This window comes from Azonexus sp. MM2026_4, from assembly GCF_055901855.1.
Window position 1 is genome coordinate 3,255,578 of record NZ_CM148380.1, and the last position, 16,164, is coordinate 3,271,741.

The following is a 16,164-nucleotide window of genomic DNA, read 5'->3' on the forward strand; positions in this document are numbered from 1 at the left end:
TCCCACTTCTCCCAAATAGGAGAAGTGGGAAGGCGTCATTTTTTCAGGAGTCACGCAACATGTTGAAAGGTCTTGCAATTACCCCTCCCGTTCTCGGCCGGATTTCCATCGGCAAGGTCGTTGAGAAGAACGGCAAGCGTCTGCCGGAGAAGGATGACCAATTCACCATCACCTCCCAAGTTCAGGGCAAGGACGGCTGGCTGCCGCATCCCCTTGATGAGGGGCTGCGCAAGGAACAAGGCGGAAAGATCCGGAGTATCCCAATCCGCCTCTTGTTCAACGATCCGGCACTCAATTTCCGGGCTGAATACAGCTTGTTCGACCGAACGACGGGGCGCCCGTTGTGTGTCGGGAACGGAGAAACCTGCAAGCGACAGACCGAGGATGGACTCAGGCAATTGCCCTGTCCGTCACCGGATAGCTGCCCGATTGCCAAGGGCGGTGCCTGCAAGCCCTATGGTTGACTCAACGTCAGCATTGGTGATGATGATCCGCTGGGGAGCTTTGTCTTCCGGACGACAGGGTTCAACAGCATCCGAACCCTGACGGCTCGCCTGCACTACTTCCAGGCCATTTCAGGAGATCGACTGTCCTGTCTGCCGCTGGAACTGAGACTTCGGGGGAAATCGACGCGGCTGAGTCACGGCACGCCGATTTACTACGTGGATCTCTCGTTACGAAGTGGGATGACCGTCGAAGATGGGCTGAACGAAGCCAAACAGCGCCATGAAGCGCGACAGCTCGCCGGGTTCGATCAGGCAGCACTGGACGCGGCGGCACGTCAGGGCTTTGGCAATGGGGCGTTCGAGGACAGCGAGGAAGAAGGCGAGTCCGTGGTCGAAGAGTTCTTTGCGCGGGATGGCGGGGAAAGTGCGACCGGGGCTGTTATTCCGCCTCAACAGGACCGAGAGCGTTCGAGTTTGCAGGCCAAGCTGGATGCTAAGGCCGGCGCTGCTACCACAGCATGACGGATCAGGAGCTCAAGTCCGAGGAGATTAATATGCTCAATCAATCACCGCTGGAAACATTGCTCTCGTATGCCATCACCTTTGCCGTCGGAGCGGCTTCTGTCGTTCTGGTTTCGGCCTATGGACGATGGATGAGGGCGCAGGGACGGCATAGTCACTGAGAAATAGCGAAGGGGCATCTGCCCCTTCGCTATTTCAGGTGAAAGTTTTTTTCTTGGTGAAAAATCGTCAATCTGCAACGAGATTCCGATGCGCGCAATGTCATGTAAGCGCTTTGCGTCTTGGGGTTAAGCTTGCGCATCCGCAGGTCGTCGAGCATGCGTTGGCGTAGCGGGCTGATGTCGGAGGTCGGTGTGTCCATGGTCTTGCTCCCGTCGAAGAAGAGGCGGATTTCAGGAGGACAAGGTAAAACACGTCTACTTCATCGCCGAGACCAAGGGCTCGATGTCCACGCTCGATTTACGCGCGATAGAAAAATCGAAGATCGACTGCGCCAGAAAGTTCTTCGCCAAGATCACTTCGGACCAGGTGAAGTACGACGTGGTGGATGGGCATGGGAAGCTGATGGAGTTGGTGAAGTAGCGCTACGCGGCGTAGCGGGCGGCTGCCGGTTGGGGGCGTTTCTAGACCCGATATTGCTGAAAAAACCCTATACCGACTTGGCCGCAAGCAGTTGATCCATATCGAGGTTTGTGAGATTCAAGATTTGAAGCCGCAAGTTTTCCCATGGGGCAAATTAGTGGCGGTGTTCCGCTATCGCTACCCAAGAATAGCGCCCTGTCGGGGGGGGCGACGAATTGACCGTAGGCGACCGGGCTGAAACCACTTTTGACCTATTCAACACCCGCCTACGGCTCAGCGTCGAAGCAATTCCGCGCAGCCGGACTGAACGAGCGGAGACGTAATTTCAGGGGAAGAGATTGCTGAATCACCTCTGCATCCAACTCGTAGAAGCACACACGGGACAGGTGTTTCACGAGTATATGGCACCCATCACGGGTCTCTCCTTGGCAATGTCGCGATCTGAATCGCCCTGACGCATCCGCATCATGGCCTGCCGGTAGTGGTGCATTTCGGATTTCCTTCTTCTCATCGAACCCCAGCAAAAAACCGCCGAGGGTAACGATCGCTCGTTGAAAAATCAGAAATTCCCGTTGCTTACTCCTTCGCTGCCCCGGTGGCTCCATTACGCCGGTCACAAAGTGGATCCTATATGCCGGTCGCTGACACACGTCCGTGAGGCCTGACCGGTCAATTGGCGTTTTCGTTCAGCGCGCAGCAGTCAATGCGAAGAATCGAAAGAAATGCCCGATTCGAAACCGGCACAAAAATCGGGGACTTTTTGTGCCTCGACCCTACGTATCGTTGAAGTCAAACTCGCGCCGCACTCTCCGCAATTCTCTGGAGATCCAAGGAGCTGAAATGAACTGGAACGATGTAACCAATTTTGACCGCCTGCCGGATGCGGCGCACGTCAATGTAGACACGGTGGCCGTGCTTTTTTGCTGCGAAATACCCACGGTTTGGGCAAGGCTTCGTCGGAATGAAATCCCGGCACCGCGCCGCTTCGGCGGGCACACGCGTTGGAATGTGGGGCAGCTGCGCGAAGCGCTGAAGGGGGGCGAAAAATAATTTAAACCCGCATGGCATTCATGACTTGAAGAGGCAAAAAAAGGGCTATCTCTGTATATGCCGAACAGGAAATAACCTGGAGGATCAAGCGACTAAAAATTTAATTCCGCCATCCCACCGGGGACATTTGAACATTAAACAATTCTGGTTTTTACAGGGTTAAGGAAGGGTAGATAACGTCAGTCATCGAGGCTGATTTGATGAGGCCAATGCCTATCTATAAACGCTAACGAAAAAACATGAAACCGCAACCCGTCACCAACAACCAATCAAATAAAACTATGCAAAACAATTTTAAAACGAATGGAACTGACAGCATCTTCCAGCACATCCGTGACAACTTCCAATACTGGGATCTTGATCAATGTGGGATGCCGACTCGCTATCAAAGTACCAACCAAGGGATTCCGTGGCCTCTGTATGCCATCCCGCTGATAGAGTCGTTTGTTGCCAATGCGATCAAGTCAGCCGACCTGCCTTTCGTTTTCGACAAGACCCTTGCCGGCACGGAGCTGTTGCGTATCAATTCTTTGGGGAGGGAAATTTATTCCCTTTTTGCAACCCCGTATCGCCTGGAACTCCCGAAATACGAAGCGAGCGAGTACGCCAAGCTATTCCTGTCCGTGGCCGAACGCCTGAATCTTGCAAAGGCGACCATTTCAAATAACCCAATGGCCATGGTAAGCGCAGATGGGGTGCGCGAAGGCGAGTACCTAAATGCGTTGGTCATTAGGCTACGGGAAGCCGCTGGGAAGAGTAATTTCCAACACAACCTCAAGCAACGCCGGATCGACTGCAAGCAATTGGCGTCGAGGACGCAGCGCCTGACCCAGCGCTTGGTCGAAAACCATCCCGGCCTCTGCATTTTCACTATGGACCTGCAGTACCAGCCGCATCGAACCTGCGAAATTCGCTTGCGCGACGCGGCCAATCATTTCGAAAACTACCAAGCTGGCTTCGAAAGTTCCATTGGTCTCGAAGCGCCGGTCGGGCATATTTGGTTCCGAAATTACCTGCCGGAAGTCGGCTATCGAACTCAACTTATTTACTTCGTTGACCCTCGAAAAATGCAGGATTTCCGGGGTGTCGTTACCTATCTCGCCGATCTTTGGTCGGAAGTTACCCAAGGTCAGGGCATGGCAATTGTGCCTTGGCCACCAGCACTCGTAACTGATCTAGTTGTATCGGTAATCAAACAGGCGATCATGAGCACCGCCTACCTTCGGTTGGCTGAGGGGCTTCAGGACATGGACCACATCGGGACCAGCGACATTCCAAACAAGCAAGTCGGCACGGTCATGCCCGCCTTAGGCAGATATCCGATCAATTTCCTGCCACAGTCTAGTTCGCCGTTTTGAGCCATGAACGCTCAGCCCCATACCCGTAATGGTCTCCAGGCGCCCGTCGTGTTCGGGCGCCGATCCCGGGCCGTAAACATTTCGACTAGCCCAGAGGCGCTCGACAGAGGCCTGTGCCAACAAGTCTATAGCGAACTAACGCCATCACTGTGGATTGCATCCCAATCGACGCGTCCCTGGTTCTACCCACGCATCAATTCCCGCCAGTTGACGCTTCTGGAATATTTCATCGACGACCTGCTGGCTGATGACAGCATCCCGTTTCTTCCCCGGTGGGGAAGCACGGCTCAACTTGGGCAATACGATATCTCTCCACTGGCGTTCAAGCATTTCGAGCTCGTGCCTGAGTACATTGACGTGGTCAATATGCTTTCTGTCGAATACGACTACAACGAGCACATCACCGTTTTCAGAGCTTGTGTAGAAACCATGGGTCTAAATCGGCAGAACTTTGACTGGCGCAACACCTTTCGCGCGGCAAACCAAAAATATCCTCAGTTTGGCGGACAGTCAGCCGCCGAGCTGTTCAATGCTCTTGTCTTCAGGCTGCGCACTGAATGCCGGACAACGAAAATAAAATCCAAGATTCGACAACGGCGAGTACATGCCGAAGATACGTTTATCGAAAAAACCCGCTACGTCGACGCTTGGTTCGAGGTGTGTACGAGGCTTGTGGCGGTACGGGTCGATCTCTATTACCGGAAGGAGTTGTTTGGCCAAGTCTCCGCGCAGCAGGCTATCGACGACTTAAATCATCTAGTCGAAAACCGTCGCTGCAACGCCATCTTCGCCCACATGAAAGCCTACATCGCAAAACTTGAATACGGCGTTGATAAGGGCTTGCATTTCCACGTGCTTTATCTCTTCGACGGTTCCTACCGCAAACCATCGAGTCATGTTCATTTGGCCAAGGAGATCGGGAAATATTGGGTGAACACCATAACGAAAGGCAGAGGCGATTACTGGAACTGCAATGCCCATTTTCGCGACTATGAAAAAAAAGGGATTTTAGGTATCGGAGAAATCAATGCGCATCAGACCCATCTGCGAGACAACCTGAAAAATCGTGTGATCCGTTACATGTGCAAGTCCAGCCAGTTCTTGAAGCCCAAGGCAGCACGCGGGTTTAATCTGATTCGCAGGGGACAATTTCCGAAGGTTGGCGGCAAAAAGCTGGGGCGCCCCCGGGTGTTGAGTGATCAACGTGCTGCGCCTGCGGAGCAAAACTGATGCAACAGCGTGGCTGCGTAAGCGCCCCTCCATGACAGCAACTCGGCTACCTGGCTGTCTCGTGGCTTTGAGGTGGTTGCCGCGTCCATCGACGTTTGGCAGTCACCGCATTTAGTGCCACCATCCAATACCGTCTAGTGCTCTGCAGAGGATGACGGCGCAGGCGAGTTGTAGGAAGGCGAGGTGAATGGCTGCCCGTCGGTCGTAACGGATGCGCAGGCGACGGAAGCGATGCAGCCAGGAGACTGTTCTCTCGACGACCCAGCGATGGCGTCCGAGCCGCTCTCTTGATTCGACACCCCGGCGGGCGATACGCGGCACGATGCCCCGGCGGCGCAAGTAAGCCCGGCAGAAAGGACAGTCGTAGCCCTTGTCGGAATGGAGCTTTCCCGGCCGCCGACGGGGCCGGCCCCGTTTTCCGCGGACGGGTGGAATCGACTCGATAAGCGGGATGAACCGCTGGCTGTCGTGGACGTTGGCGCCGGACAGGGCCACCGCCAAGGGCAAGCCGTTACGGTCGACCAGCAGGTGATGTTTGCTGCCCTGTTTTCCCCGGTCTGTGGGATTGGGGCCGGTATCTTCGCCGCCCAGGGGGGGATGGGACGCTGGCAGCGTCCACCACGGCGCGGGACCAGTCAATCTTCCCAGCGTACTCGAGCTTGGCCAGCAGCCGGCGGTGAAGTTCTTCCCAGACACCGGCCGCCTGCCATTCCTCCAAGCGATGCAGGCAGGTGATCCCGCTGCCGCAGCCCAGTTCCCGAGGCAGTTTCGCCCACGGGATGTCCGGGAGCATTTCAATAGTGTGCGAGTACGCCCAAGCGTACAGCCGGTTCATATCCGCAGAAAACCTTGAGGGGACACGAGACCGACGGGCTCTTCCCGAACGCTTTGATGGATAAATTGTCTTTTTGACGAAACGATCTACTAGTATTGCTACACCAACTGGCATGGAGAGGTTGGTGATCGCGGCTTCCTTTCAAAGCAGTTGGCTGTGAGGCATCCACCAGCATTTTCCGATCCGCAGCGATCTTTGGTAGCTAGATGGGTAGCCACCAATGATATACGCGAAAAACGATTGGCCTATGCCTATGATTTTTTAACACTTATTATGTTTTTAACAGAGCAATACGACATCGTACTGATGTGACCCAAGCAAGGAGAGCGACATGAACGACCGTGCGGAATTCGACAGCCTGTTGCCGGCGCAGGGTTTCAGCCGGCGCGCATTCCTGGTCACCAGCCTGGGGGCTGGCTTCGCCCTGGCCACCCAACCGGTGGCAGCGCAGACGGCAATTCACACCGATGCTGCCGGCCTGACCGAAGGCGAAGTGCGGGTGCCGGTCGGCGCTGGCGAGATGGTCGCCTACCGCGCCACGCCGGCCGGCGTCGGCAAGGCACCGGTGGTGCTGCTGATCTCCGAAATCTTCGGCGTTCACGAGTACATCCGCGATACCGCGCGCCGGCTCGCCAAGCTCGGCTACTTCGTCGTTGCCCCCGAACTGTTCGCCCGCCAGGGCGATCCGCGCCAGATCGAGAGCGTGGCCGAGATCATCGACAAGATCAGCAGCAAGACGCCGGACGCCGAGGTCATGCAGGACCTCGACGCAACGGTGGCCTGGGCCGGGCAGCAGGGCGCCGACACCGGCCGCCTGGCGATCACCGGCTTCTGCTGGGGCGGTCGCATCACCTGGCTGTACAGCGCCCACAACCCCGGCGTCAAGGCCGGCGTCGCCTGGTACGGCCGCCTGGTCAGCCCGGTCAATGCCTACAATCCGCGCCATCCGATCGACCTCGTCGGCGAACTGAAGGCGCCGGTGCTTGGCCTCTACGGCGGCGTCGACACCGGTATTCCGGTGGAAACGGTCGATGCCATGGAGGCGGCGCTGAAGAACGGCAGCCCGGCCGCCAGGGTGTCGCAGCTGCATCTCTATGACAACGCGCCGCACGCCTTTCATGCCGATTACCGACCCAGCTATCGCAAGGAAGAGGCCGAAGACGGCTGGCGCCGGATGCTCGACTGGTTCCGCCGGAATGGCGTGTAAACGCCGTTCTGGGGCACGGCGGAGCGCTTTCGTGCTACGCTTCGTCCCTTGTCCCGCCCGCTGTCGATCATGACTACCGCCGATTCCGCCACCGCTGAAAAAACCACCGACGTTCGTGCCCTGCTCAAGGACCTTCAGGAACGTTTCGCCGTCTTCCGCAATTACAGCCCGCTGGCGATCGGTATCGACAAGCAGCTATTCGCCGCCTTGCCCGAACTGAGCCGCAAGTCGGTGCGGCTGGCGATGCGCAGCCACACGATGACCACGCGCTACCTGAAGGAAATGGAGAAGGCAACGCAACGCCTGAACCTGGACGGCACACCAGCCGGCGAAGTCACCGACGAAAATCGTCAGCACGCGACCGAGCAGCTCAAGGAGCGCTTCAAGAAACAGGCCGAGCAGCGCAAGGCAACCGAGGCCGCCGCCAAGGCCGAAGCCCAGAAGCAGAAAAAACTGCTCGAACTGGCCGAGAAATTCGGGCGCAGGTAAACGGCGTCGCAGCAACCGTCGGGCCCGTCTGCGCACGGGCCTTGTTTTTTTCAGGCGCCGGATACGGCGCGCAGCAGCGCTGGCAGAGCCAGCCCGGCTGGCGCTGCGAGTTGCCAGTCAACCGCCACTCCGCTGCCTGTCGGGTTGACCTCGAGCACGCGGGCACCCGCCCGTCTGGCCAGCGCTGGCAGTTGTGCGGCCGGCATGACGGCACCGGAGGTGCCGATGCTGATCAGCAAGTCGCAATCGCTGGCTGCCGCGTAAGCAGCGGCCAACGCATCTGCCGGCAGATTTTCCCCGAACCAGACAACGCCGGGCCGGATCACGCCGCCGCAATGCACACACCGCGGCGGCGCCAGGCGCCGACCGCCCTCGGGTTCGTCCTCGTCGGGAACGGGTGTGTCGAGGGGGCGAGAACAATCGGCGCAGCGGAAGGCATCGAGGCGGCCATGCAAATGGTTCACCCCGCGGCTGCCTGCGCGCTCATGCAGGTCGTCGACATTCTGGGTGATCAGCGTCAGCGCCGGTCGGATTTCCGCCAGAGCGGCAATTGCGAGGTGCCCCGCATTCGGTCGGGCGCGCCGGATCTTCGCCAGGCGCCAGAGATACCAGCCCCAGACGAGTTCGGGGTCGCGCCGGAAGGCTTCGGTCGTCGCCAGTTCGCTGGCATCGAAGCGTTCCCAGAGACCGGTCAGCGTATCGCGAAAAGTCGGAATGCCGCTATCAGCGGAGGCGCCGGCACCGGTAAGAACGACGATGCGGTGGCTGCGGCGCAAGGTTTCGATGAGGTCGGCGGGAAGTGAGCTGGCTTCGATCATGGCTGGCCTCCCGGCAAAAATGGGTTCTTGATGCTGACTTCTTCAAGCTGCTGATGAAGTAGCTGCCTGAGCGTCGTTTTTCTCGATTTCCCGGCGGTCCTGGAATCGGTGGGTGTCCAGCTTGGCTTCGCTGATCCGCGTCCAACTCCCCGCTTCGGTTCTGGTCTCGAAGGTTTTGATTGGGGTGGGGTCAGCAGCAGAAATGCAGCAAATAAGCCGTCAGAAACGATTTAGGCCGCCCGGAGGCGGCCTAAATCTTGAAATTCTGGTGGGTCGTGAGTGATTCGAACACTCGACCTACGGATTAAGAGTCCGCTGCTCTACCAACTGAGCTAACGACCCAGAATTTATCCTGGTGGGTCGGGCGAGATTCGAACTCGCGACCAACGGATTAAAAGTCCGCTGCTCTACCGACTGAGCTACCGACCCGCCCCACGGGAAGCGCGCATTATAGGGGGGGGAGGCGATTGGCGTCAACGCCTGTGAGCGTTTTTCGGGAATGCGGTTATATGGCTATGCTTGTCGAATGGTGAAGTTATGTAGCTGATAAGTGTTCAGCAGTCAGCGTTGGCTAAAATCGATGAGGAATTTTCCCTTTTTACTCAGGAGCTTGATCATGGATACGCAAAGTCTGTCCCGCTATCAGGATTTGTTGCTGGCCACGGCCACCGATGTTGGGTTGAAGGTGCTGGCGGCGATTGTTTTCTGGGTGGTCGGTCGCTGGCTGATCGGCATTGCGGTCGGCATGGTGCGTGCGGCGCTGGAGCGCCAGAAGGTCGATCCGACGGTGTTGCGCTACGTCGGTTCGATTGTCACGGTGACGCTGAACATCTTGCTGGTGATCGGCATCCTCGGCTATTTCGGCATGCAGACGACGACCTTTGCGGCCCTCGTCGCTGGCGCCGGCATTGCCATTGGCGCCGCCTGGGCGGGGCTGCTATCGAATTTCGCGGCGGGCGCCTTCCTGATCGTCCTGCGTCCGTTCAAGGTCGGCGATTTCGTCAGCGTCGGCGGCGTTACCGGGACGGTGACCGAGATCGGCCTGTTCGCGACGACGCTGAACACGATGGACAACATCGCCACGGTGGTCGGCAACAACAAGATCTTCGGCGACAACATCCAGAATTTCACCCACAACCCGTTCCGCCGGGTCGATCTGAAGTGCCAACTGGCCGGTGCTGCCGATCACCGGGCGGCGATTGCGCTGCTGCGCGAGAAGATTGCGGCGATTCCGAACGTGCTCGCCGTGCCGGCGGTTGATGTCGAGATTCTTGAATTCAACCTGGTGGGGCCGGTCCTCGCGGTGCGTCCGTACTGCCATAATGACCATTACTGGCAGGTCTATTTCGAGACCAACCGGATCCTGCGCGAAGCGCTGGCCGAAGCGGGTTTCCCGGCGCCAATGCCGGCGCAGAACGTGCTGCTGACGCAGTCCTGAGGCGGCAGCGGGCCGGCATTGCCGGCCCGCGGTTCAGTTGCCGAGGCGGCGGCAGATTTCCAGGGTCAGTGGCGCCTGGTTCATGCTGTAGAAGTGCAGCCCCGGGGCGCCGCCCTGGAGCAGGCGGGCGCACAGTTCGCTGACCAGGTCGAGGCCGAAGGCGCGGATCGATTCGCTGTCGTCGCCGAAGCTCTCGAATTTCTTGCGCATCCAGCGCGGCAGGTCGGCGCCGCAGGCGTCGGAGAAGCGGGCCAGCTTGGTGAAACCGACGATCGGCATGATGCCCGGGATGATCGGGATGTCGACGCCCAGTGCACGTGCTTCGTCGACAAAGTGGAAGTAGGCGTCGGCGTTGTAGAAATACTGGGTGATCGCCGAATTGGCGCCGGCCTTCACCTTGCGCGCGAAGTTCTGCAGGTCGTCCTTGGGGCTGCGCGCCTGCGGGTGCCATTCGGGGTAGGCGGCAACTTCGAGGCTGAAGTGATCGCCGGTCTCGGCGCGGATGAATTCGACCAGCTCGTTGGCGTAGCGGAACTCGCCGGTTTCCGCCATGCCCGAGGGCAGGTCGCCGCGCAGCGCGACGATGCGGCGGATGCCGGCGGCCTGGTACTCGCCGAGGATTTCGCGGATCGATTCGCGCGTCGAGCCGATGCACGACAGGTGCGGCGCGGCGTCGAAGCCTTCGGCGGCGATTTCCTTGACCACCGAGAAGGTGCGCTCGCGCGTCGAACCGCCGGCACCGTAGGTGACGGAAAAGAACTCCGGCTGCAGTTGCGCCAGTTCGGCGCGCGTCGCGCGCAGCTTGTCGACGCCTTCGGGCGTTTGCGGCGGGAAGAATTCGATCGAGATTTCGGGTTTCATTTTTTCAGCCAGATAAAGAATTCGCGGTTGCCGTCGCCGCCGGTGATGGGGCTGTCGAGCCAGGCTTTTGCCGTCAGGCCGAGCTGCCGGGCGAGATCGAGGAAACGGCCCTCGACGTCACGGTACAGCGTCGGATCGCGGACGATGCCGCCTTTACCGATGTTGTGCGGGCCGACTTCGAACTGCGGCTTGACGAGCAGCAGCAGGTCGCCGTCGGCGGCAAGCAGCGCCGGCAGTTGCGGCAGCACCAGGGTCATCGAGATGAACGAGACGTCGCCGACGATCAGGTCGAAGCCGCCGGCCGGCATGGCGTCGCCGAGGTCGGCGGCGGTCAGGGCACGGCAGTTGATGCCTTCCAGCGCGCTGACGCGCGCGTCGTTTTTCAGCTTGCCGTGCAGTTGCCCGTGGCCGACATCGACGCCGACGACATGGGCGGCGCCAGCCTGCAGCAGGCAGTCGGTGAAGCCGCCGGTGGACTGGCCGACATCGAGACAGGTTTTGTTGCTCGCCGCGATGCCGGTAGCGGCCAGCGCACCGGCCAGCTTGAGGCCGCCGCGCGAGACGTAGCGGTCGCTGTCGTCCGCCTGCACGGTCAGCACCGCATCGGCCGGCAATTCCTGCGCCGGCTTGCCGACCGCCTTGCCATCGGCGAACACCCGGCCTTCGCCGATCAGCCGTTGCGCCTGGGTGCGCGACGTCGCCAGTCCGCGCTGGACGAGCAGAGCGTCGGCGCGTAGCAGGCCATGGCGTTCGACCGGCGGCTTGGCCGGTTTGTCGGCGGCAGGGCGCCCCCCCTGCCGGGCGTGGAAGGAATTCATGCTCATCGCCGGGATTTGCCCAGCAGCACGCTGCTCAGAGCCCAGGAGAGCAGGCTGTAGGCGAGCGAGCCGGCCAGCGCCGACCAGAAACCGCCGACCAGAAACCGCCGACCTGGAAACCGCTGATCAGGCTGCCGGCCAACTGGAACAGCACGGCATTGATGACGAAGATGAACAGCCCCAGCGTCAGCAGCGTCACCGGCAGGGTGAGCAGGATCAGCAGCGGCCGCAGCAGCGTGTTGATCAGGCCGAGCACGACGGCGACCAGCAAGGCGGTACTCAGACCCGCCACCTGGATCGACGGCAGCAGGTAGGGTAGCGCCAGCAGGGCCAGCGCATTGACGATCCAGACGGCGAGTAGTCGGAGCATGTTGGTTGGACTCAGTAGCGGTAGTGGTTCGGCTTGTACGGGCCGTTCACCGGCACGCCGATATAGGCGGCCTGGGCTTCGCTCAAGGTGGTCAGGTTGGCGCCGATCTTCTTCAGGTGCAGGCGGGCCACCATTTCGTCGAGGTGCTTGGGCAGCACATAGACGCCGACCGGGTACTGCGCCGTCTTGGTGAACAGCTCGATCTGGGCCAGGGTCTGGTTGGCGAAGGAGTTGCTCATGACGAAGCTGGGGTGGCCGGTGGCGCAGCCGAGGTTCACCAGGCGACCTTCGGCAAGCAGGATGATGCGCTTGCCGTCCGGGAAGATGATGTGGTTGACCTGCGGCTTGATGTTTTCCCATTCGTACTGGCGCAGGCTGGCGACTTCGATTTCCGAGTCGAAGTGGCCGATGTTGCAGACGATGGTGTTGTTCTTCATCGCCTTCATGTGGTCGTGGGTGATGACGCCGACGTTGCCAGTGGTGGTGACGAAGATGTCGCCCATGGCGGCGGCGTCTTCCATGGTGACCACGCGATAGCCTTCCATCGCCGCCTGCAGGGCGCAGATCGGGTCGATTTCGGTGACCCAGACGGTGGCGCCGAGGCCGCGCAGGGACTGGGCGCAGCCCTTGCCCACGTCGCCGTAGCCGAGGACGACGCCGATCTTGCCGGCGATCATCACGTCGGTGGCGCGCTTGATGCCGTCGACCAGCGATTCGCGGCAACCGTAGAGGTTGTCGAACTTGGACTTGGTCACCGAGTCATTGACGTTGATCGCCGGGAATTTCAGCTCGCCACGTTCGAACATCTGGTACAGGCGATGCACGCCGGTGGTGGTTTCCTCGGTGACGCCCTTGACCTGGGCGAGACGGGTGGAATACCAGGTCGGATCGGTCTTCAGCTTGGCCTTGATGCTGGCGAAGAGGACGACGGCTTCCTCGCTGTCCGGGTGGTCGAGCACCGACAGATCCTTTTCGGCACGGGCACCGAGGTGCAGCAGCAGGGTGGCGTCGCCGCCGTCGTCGAGGATCATGTTTGAATAGCCGCCATCGGCCCATTCGAAGATGCGGTGGGTGTAATCCCAGTAATCGGTCAGCGATTCGCCCTTGACCGCGAACACCGGCACGCCGGTGGCGGCGATGGCGGCAGCGGCGTGGTCCTGCGTCGAGAAGATGTTGCACGAGGCCCAGCGGACTTCGGCGCCGAGCGCGGTCAGCGTCTCGATCAGCACGGCGGTCTGGATGGTCATGTGCAGCGAGCCGGTGATGCGCGCACCCTTCAGCGGCTGGGTCTTGGCGAAGTCTTCGCGGATCGCCATCAGGCCCGGCATTTCGGTTTCGGCGATGCGGATTTCCTTGCGTCCCCAATCGGCAAGGGAAAGGTCGGCGATGACGTAATCTTTGGTTTCAGCCACAGTAAGCTCCTTGAACTGTGACCGGGGAGGGAGGTGCGGCGGACTCAGCTGCGCCCCCTGCGCCCGGCAGGGTTGGACAGTGAGCGCCGTTTAGAACCGAGCCTGAGGGATGGAACCCCTGCAGCGCTCCTCGGTAGGTGGCGGATTATAAACGCGTTTTCAGCGCTTGTCGCCGGCCAGCCAGCGGTCGACATCGCGGATGCCCCATTTTGCCGCATCCTCGCGGCCGGCAATCTTTTCGCGGCTCCTGGCGATATCGATGATCTCCGGCTTGAGATAGGCCAGTGATCGTGTCGAGAAGAAGACCTTGACCTTGGGCTTGAGCAGCGATTGTTCGTTTTGTTCGATGACGACGCCGAGCTTGCCGGATTCCAGCCGGACCAGCGAGCCGACCGGGTAGATGCCCAGGCTCCTGACGAAGGCCTGGAACACCGCCGGGTCGAAATGGCCCTGCCATTCGGCCATCCGCCGGATCGACTCGGCCGGGTCCCAGCCGGCCTTGTACGGGCGGTTCGAGGTAATCGCGTCATAGACGTCGCAGACCGCGCCCATCCGGGCCAGGAGGCTGATCTGTTCGCCCTTGAGACCTGCCGGATAGCCGCTGCCATCGAACTTCTCGTGATGGTGCAGGCAGATGTCGCGGATAGTTTCGCTGATTCCCCGGCCTTCGAGCAGCATCCGGTGGCCTTCGTCCGGGTGCGTCCTGATCACTGCGAATTCATCGTCGGTGAGTTTGCCCGGTTTGTTGAGGATGGCCGGCGGCATCAGCGCCTTGCCCAGATCGTGCAGCAGGCCACCCATGCCCGCTTCGCGCACCTGGCGTTCGTCGAGGCCGAGCTGGCGGGCCAGCGCGATCATCAATGCGCAGACGGCGACGCTGTGCAGATAGGTGTAGTCGTCGGCGGTCTTCAGGCGGGCGAGGCTGATCAGGGCGCCGGGATTGCGCGACACCGAGTTGGAGATTTCCTCGACCAGCGGTGCCGCGGCATCGGCGTCCACTGCCTTGCCCAGTCGCGCTTCCTGGAACATCGAGACGACCGCCTCCCGACCCCGGGCGACGATGCGCGTGGCGCGCTGCAGCTCGTCGGCGAAGGCGGTTTTTTCAGGCGGCATGGTTGCTTCCGTCGGTACCGCGTCGGCGATTTCGTAAGTGACGCTGGTGTTCGCCGTCGGCTCGACATCACGTCCCTTGCCGATATCGATCCACACCTCACGGATCGAGCTCTCGCGGATCAGCGTGAGGTCGTTCGGGTCTTCGATGACGAAGCGTGTGCGCCAGAACGGATGATCCAGCCAGGCGCCGCAGAAGGCCTGGAGATGCATGCCGAGACGGAGTTGATCGACAGGGATTTTCTTGAGCATATCTGGCAATAATAACAAAAACGCGGGCTCGTGGCCCGCGTTGTCGTGCGCCAAATTGCCCGCTTAGAGACCGGCGTCGCTGCGCAGCAGGTTGGCCCGGTCGGTGGCTTCCCAGGAGAATTCCGGTTCGTCGCGGCCGAAATGGCCGTAGGCGGCGGTCTTCTGGTAGATCGGGCGGAGCAGGTCGAGCATGTTGACGATGCCCTTGGGGCGCAGGTCGAAATGCTTGCGCACCAGCGCAGTCAGTGTTTCATTGCTGACCTTGCCGGTGCCGAAGGTGTCGACCATGATCGACGTCGGGTGGGCGACGCCGATGGCGTAGGAAATCTGCACCAGGCAGCGCGAAGCCAGCCCGGCAGCGACGATGTTCTTGGCGACGTAACGGCCGGCATAGGCGGCGGAGCGGTCGACCTTGGACGGGTCCTTGCCGGAGAAGGCGCCGCCGCCGTGCGGCGCGGCCCCGCCGTAGGTGTCGACGATGATCTTGCGCCCCGTCAAGCCGCAGTCGCCCTGCGGGCCGCCGACGACAAAGCGGCCGGTCGGGTTGACCAGGTAGTTGATGTCGCCCTTGATCAGTTCCTTGGGCAGTACCGGCTTGATGATCTGCTCGATGGTCGCTTCGCGCAGGTCTTCCAGGCTGATGTCCGGCGAGTGCTGGGTGGACAGCACGACGGTGTCGATGCAGTAGGGCTTGCCGTCGACGTACTTGATGGTCACCTGCGACTTGGCATCCGGGCGCGCCCAGGGCAGGCGGCCGTCCTTGCGCAGCAGGGCCTGGCGCTCGACCAGACGGTGCGACAGGTAGATCGGCAGCGGCATCAGCGACGGCGTTTCGTCGCAGGCGTAGCCGAACATCAGGCCCTGGTCGCCGGCACCCTGGTCGAGGTTGTCGTCGTAGGCCTTGTTCACGCCCTGGGCGATGTCGGGGCTCTGTTTGTCGTAGGCGACGAGCACCGCGCAGCCCTTGTAGTCGATGCCGTATTCGGTATTGTCGTAGCCGATGCGCTTGATGGTGTCGCGTGCCACCTGGATGTAATCGACATTGGCGTTGGTGGTGATTTCACCAGCTAGGACGACCAGGCCGGTGTTGCACAGGGTTTCGGCGGCGACGCGGGAATGCTTGTCCTGGGCCAGGATGGCGTCGAGGATGGCGTCGGAAATCTGGTCGGCAACCTTGTCGGGGTGGCCTTCGGAAACCGATTCCGAGGTGAACAGGTATTCGCTCATGGAATGCTCCAGTGGTCCTTGTCTCCGGCGTTACCGGCTTCGGACCACGAGCAGGCGACGCTTTAGCGGATTTTGTGAATCGCCCCGCAAGTTGTCTGTTTAACTCGGCGATCCCATAATGATAAGCCTTTGTCGGTCC

General features: G+C 60.4%; 17 protein-coding genes, 2 tRNA genes, 1 pseudogene and 1 riboswitch. Of the genes and pseudogenes, 9 read left to right on the forward strand and 11 right to left on the reverse strand.

All coding sequences use genetic code 11. The annotated features are described in order from the left end of the window. Nucleotides 1–59: 59 nt before the first annotated feature. Nucleotides 60–617, forward strand: a pseudogene (locus tag AC0KWY_RS15285) (recombination directionality factor); the annotation flags it as partial. A 69-nt stretch (nucleotides 618–686) separates the two neighbouring features. Next, the gene (locus AC0KWY_RS15290; protein WP_474029773.1) at nucleotides 687–968 is read left to right on the forward strand and encodes a hypothetical protein; all 282 of its coding nucleotides are present in this window, start codon (nucleotides 687–689) and stop codon (nucleotides 966–968) included. Nucleotides 969–1,158: 190 nt separating this feature from the next. Here the strand turns inward: AC0KWY_RS15290 and AC0KWY_RS15295 are convergent, their stop codons facing one another. Continuing rightward, nucleotides 1,159–1,329, reverse strand: coding sequence for a hypothetical protein (locus AC0KWY_RS15295; protein WP_474026351.1), 171 nt, complete (start codon nucleotides 1,327–1,329; stop codon nucleotides 1,159–1,161). Between AC0KWY_RS15295 and AC0KWY_RS15300 the strand changes: the two genes are divergently transcribed. From AC0KWY_RS15300 to AC0KWY_RS15315, 4 genes are all read left to right on the forward strand, one after another. Then, a complete protein-coding gene (locus AC0KWY_RS15300; protein WP_474026352.1) occupies nucleotides 1,320–1,550 on the forward strand; it encodes a restriction endonuclease in 231 nt (76 codons plus the stop codon). The genes AC0KWY_RS15295 and AC0KWY_RS15300 overlap by 10 nt on opposite strands. Nucleotides 1,551–2,390: 840 nt before the next feature. Continuing rightward, nucleotides 2,391–2,600 (forward strand): hypothetical protein, encoded by a 210-nt coding sequence (locus AC0KWY_RS15305; RefSeq protein ID WP_474026353.1) that lies wholly within the window; start codon nucleotides 2,391–2,393, stop codon nucleotides 2,598–2,600. A gap of 239 nt (nucleotides 2,601–2,839) precedes the next feature. Beyond that, nucleotides 2,840–3,958: a hypothetical protein gene (locus tag AC0KWY_RS15310; protein WP_474026354.1), complete on the forward strand. Its 1,119-nt coding sequence runs from the start codon at nucleotides 2,840–2,842 to the stop codon at nucleotides 3,956–3,958. A gap of 3 nt (nucleotides 3,959–3,961) precedes the next feature. Beyond that, complete coding sequence (locus AC0KWY_RS15315) at nucleotides 3,962–5,188, forward strand: YagK/YfjJ domain-containing protein (protein ID WP_474026355.1); 1,227 nt, start codon at nucleotides 3,962–3,964, stop codon at nucleotides 5,186–5,188. A gap of 111 nt (nucleotides 5,189–5,299) precedes the next feature. On the opposite strand, the gene AC0KWY_RS15320 is transcribed toward AC0KWY_RS15315, so the two are convergent. After that, nucleotides 5,300–6,137, reverse strand: a protein-coding gene (locus tag AC0KWY_RS15320; RefSeq protein WP_474026356.1) for an IS5 family transposase whose coding sequence is annotated in 2 segments (ribosomal slippage) — nucleotides 5,300–5,782 and nucleotides 5,784–6,137 — 837 coding nt in all. Because the reading frame shifts where the segments join, the coding sequence is not laid out codon by codon here. Between the two features lie 217 nt (nucleotides 6,138–6,354). On the opposite strand from AC0KWY_RS15320, the gene AC0KWY_RS15325 reads away from it, so the two are divergent. Both AC0KWY_RS15325 and AC0KWY_RS15330 read left to right on the forward strand, forming a co-directional pair. Then, nucleotides 6,355–7,230, forward strand: coding sequence for a dienelactone hydrolase family protein (locus tag AC0KWY_RS15325; protein ID WP_474026357.1), 876 nt, complete (start codon nucleotides 6,355–6,357; stop codon nucleotides 7,228–7,230). 69 nt (nucleotides 7,231–7,299) lie between these two features. Further along, complete coding sequence (locus AC0KWY_RS15330; RefSeq protein ID WP_474026358.1) at nucleotides 7,300–7,719, forward strand: ProQ/FINO family protein; 420 nt, start codon at nucleotides 7,300–7,302, stop codon at nucleotides 7,717–7,719. A gap of 50 nt (nucleotides 7,720–7,769) precedes the next feature. On the opposite strand, the gene AC0KWY_RS15335 is transcribed toward AC0KWY_RS15330, so the two are convergent. From AC0KWY_RS15335 to AC0KWY_RS15345, 3 genes are all read right to left on the reverse strand, one after another. Next, entirely contained in the window at nucleotides 7,770–8,537 is a 768-nt protein-coding gene (locus AC0KWY_RS15335; protein WP_474026359.1) for an SIR2 family NAD-dependent protein deacylase, read from the reverse strand. Nucleotides 8,538–8,803: 266 nt separating this feature from the next. Continuing rightward, nucleotides 8,804–8,879 (reverse strand) — tRNA-Lys (locus tag AC0KWY_RS15340). Nucleotides 8,880–8,890: 11 nt separating this feature from the next. Beyond that, nucleotides 8,891–8,966 (reverse strand) — tRNA-Lys (locus AC0KWY_RS15345). A 187-nt stretch (nucleotides 8,967–9,153) separates the two neighbouring features. On the opposite strand from AC0KWY_RS15345, the gene AC0KWY_RS15350 reads away from it, so the two are divergent. Continuing rightward, entirely contained in the window at nucleotides 9,154–9,975 is an 822-nt protein-coding gene (locus AC0KWY_RS15350) for a mechanosensitive ion channel family protein (protein WP_474026360.1), read from the forward strand. A gap of 33 nt (nucleotides 9,976–10,008) precedes the next feature. On the opposite strand, the gene metF is transcribed toward AC0KWY_RS15350, so the two are convergent. The 6 genes from metF to metK form a co-directional block, all read right to left on the reverse strand. Next, complete coding sequence (gene metF / locus AC0KWY_RS15355) at nucleotides 10,009–10,836, reverse strand: methylenetetrahydrofolate reductase [NAD(P)H] (RefSeq protein ID WP_474026361.1); 828 nt, start codon at nucleotides 10,834–10,836, stop codon at nucleotides 10,009–10,011. Beyond that, nucleotides 10,833–11,654 (reverse strand): TlyA family RNA methyltransferase, encoded by an 822-nt coding sequence (locus AC0KWY_RS15360; RefSeq protein WP_474026362.1) that lies wholly within the window; start codon nucleotides 11,652–11,654, stop codon nucleotides 10,833–10,835. The genes metF and AC0KWY_RS15360 overlap by 4 nt, the downstream gene beginning before the upstream one ends. A gap of 34 nt (nucleotides 11,655–11,688) precedes the next feature. Further along, on the reverse strand, nucleotides 11,689–12,024 hold the full coding sequence (locus tag AC0KWY_RS15365) for a phage holin family protein (protein ID WP_474026363.1): 336 nt from the start codon (nucleotides 12,022–12,024) through the stop codon (nucleotides 11,689–11,691). Nucleotides 12,025–12,035: 11 nt separating this feature from the next. After that, nucleotides 12,036–13,436 (reverse strand): adenosylhomocysteinase, encoded by a 1,401-nt coding sequence (gene ahcY, locus AC0KWY_RS15370; protein WP_474026364.1) that lies wholly within the window; start codon nucleotides 13,434–13,436, stop codon nucleotides 12,036–12,038. A 74-nt stretch (nucleotides 13,437–13,510) separates the two neighbouring features. Beyond that, nucleotides 13,511–13,574, reverse strand: a riboswitch (S-adenosyl-L-homocysteine riboswitch). A 21-nt stretch (nucleotides 13,575–13,595) separates the two neighbouring features. Continuing rightward, nucleotides 13,596–14,798 carry an HD-GYP domain-containing protein gene (locus AC0KWY_RS15375; protein WP_474026365.1) on the reverse strand — a complete coding sequence of 401 codons (1,203 nt, stop codon included), beginning with the start codon at nucleotides 14,796–14,798 and terminating at the stop codon, nucleotides 13,596–13,598. Between the two features lie 63 nt (nucleotides 14,799–14,861). Next, nucleotides 14,862–16,025 carry a methionine adenosyltransferase gene (gene metK / locus AC0KWY_RS15380; protein ID WP_474026366.1) on the reverse strand — a complete coding sequence of 388 codons (1,164 nt, stop codon included), beginning with the start codon at nucleotides 16,023–16,025 and terminating at the stop codon, nucleotides 14,862–14,864. Nucleotides 16,026–16,164 lie beyond the last annotated feature (139 nt).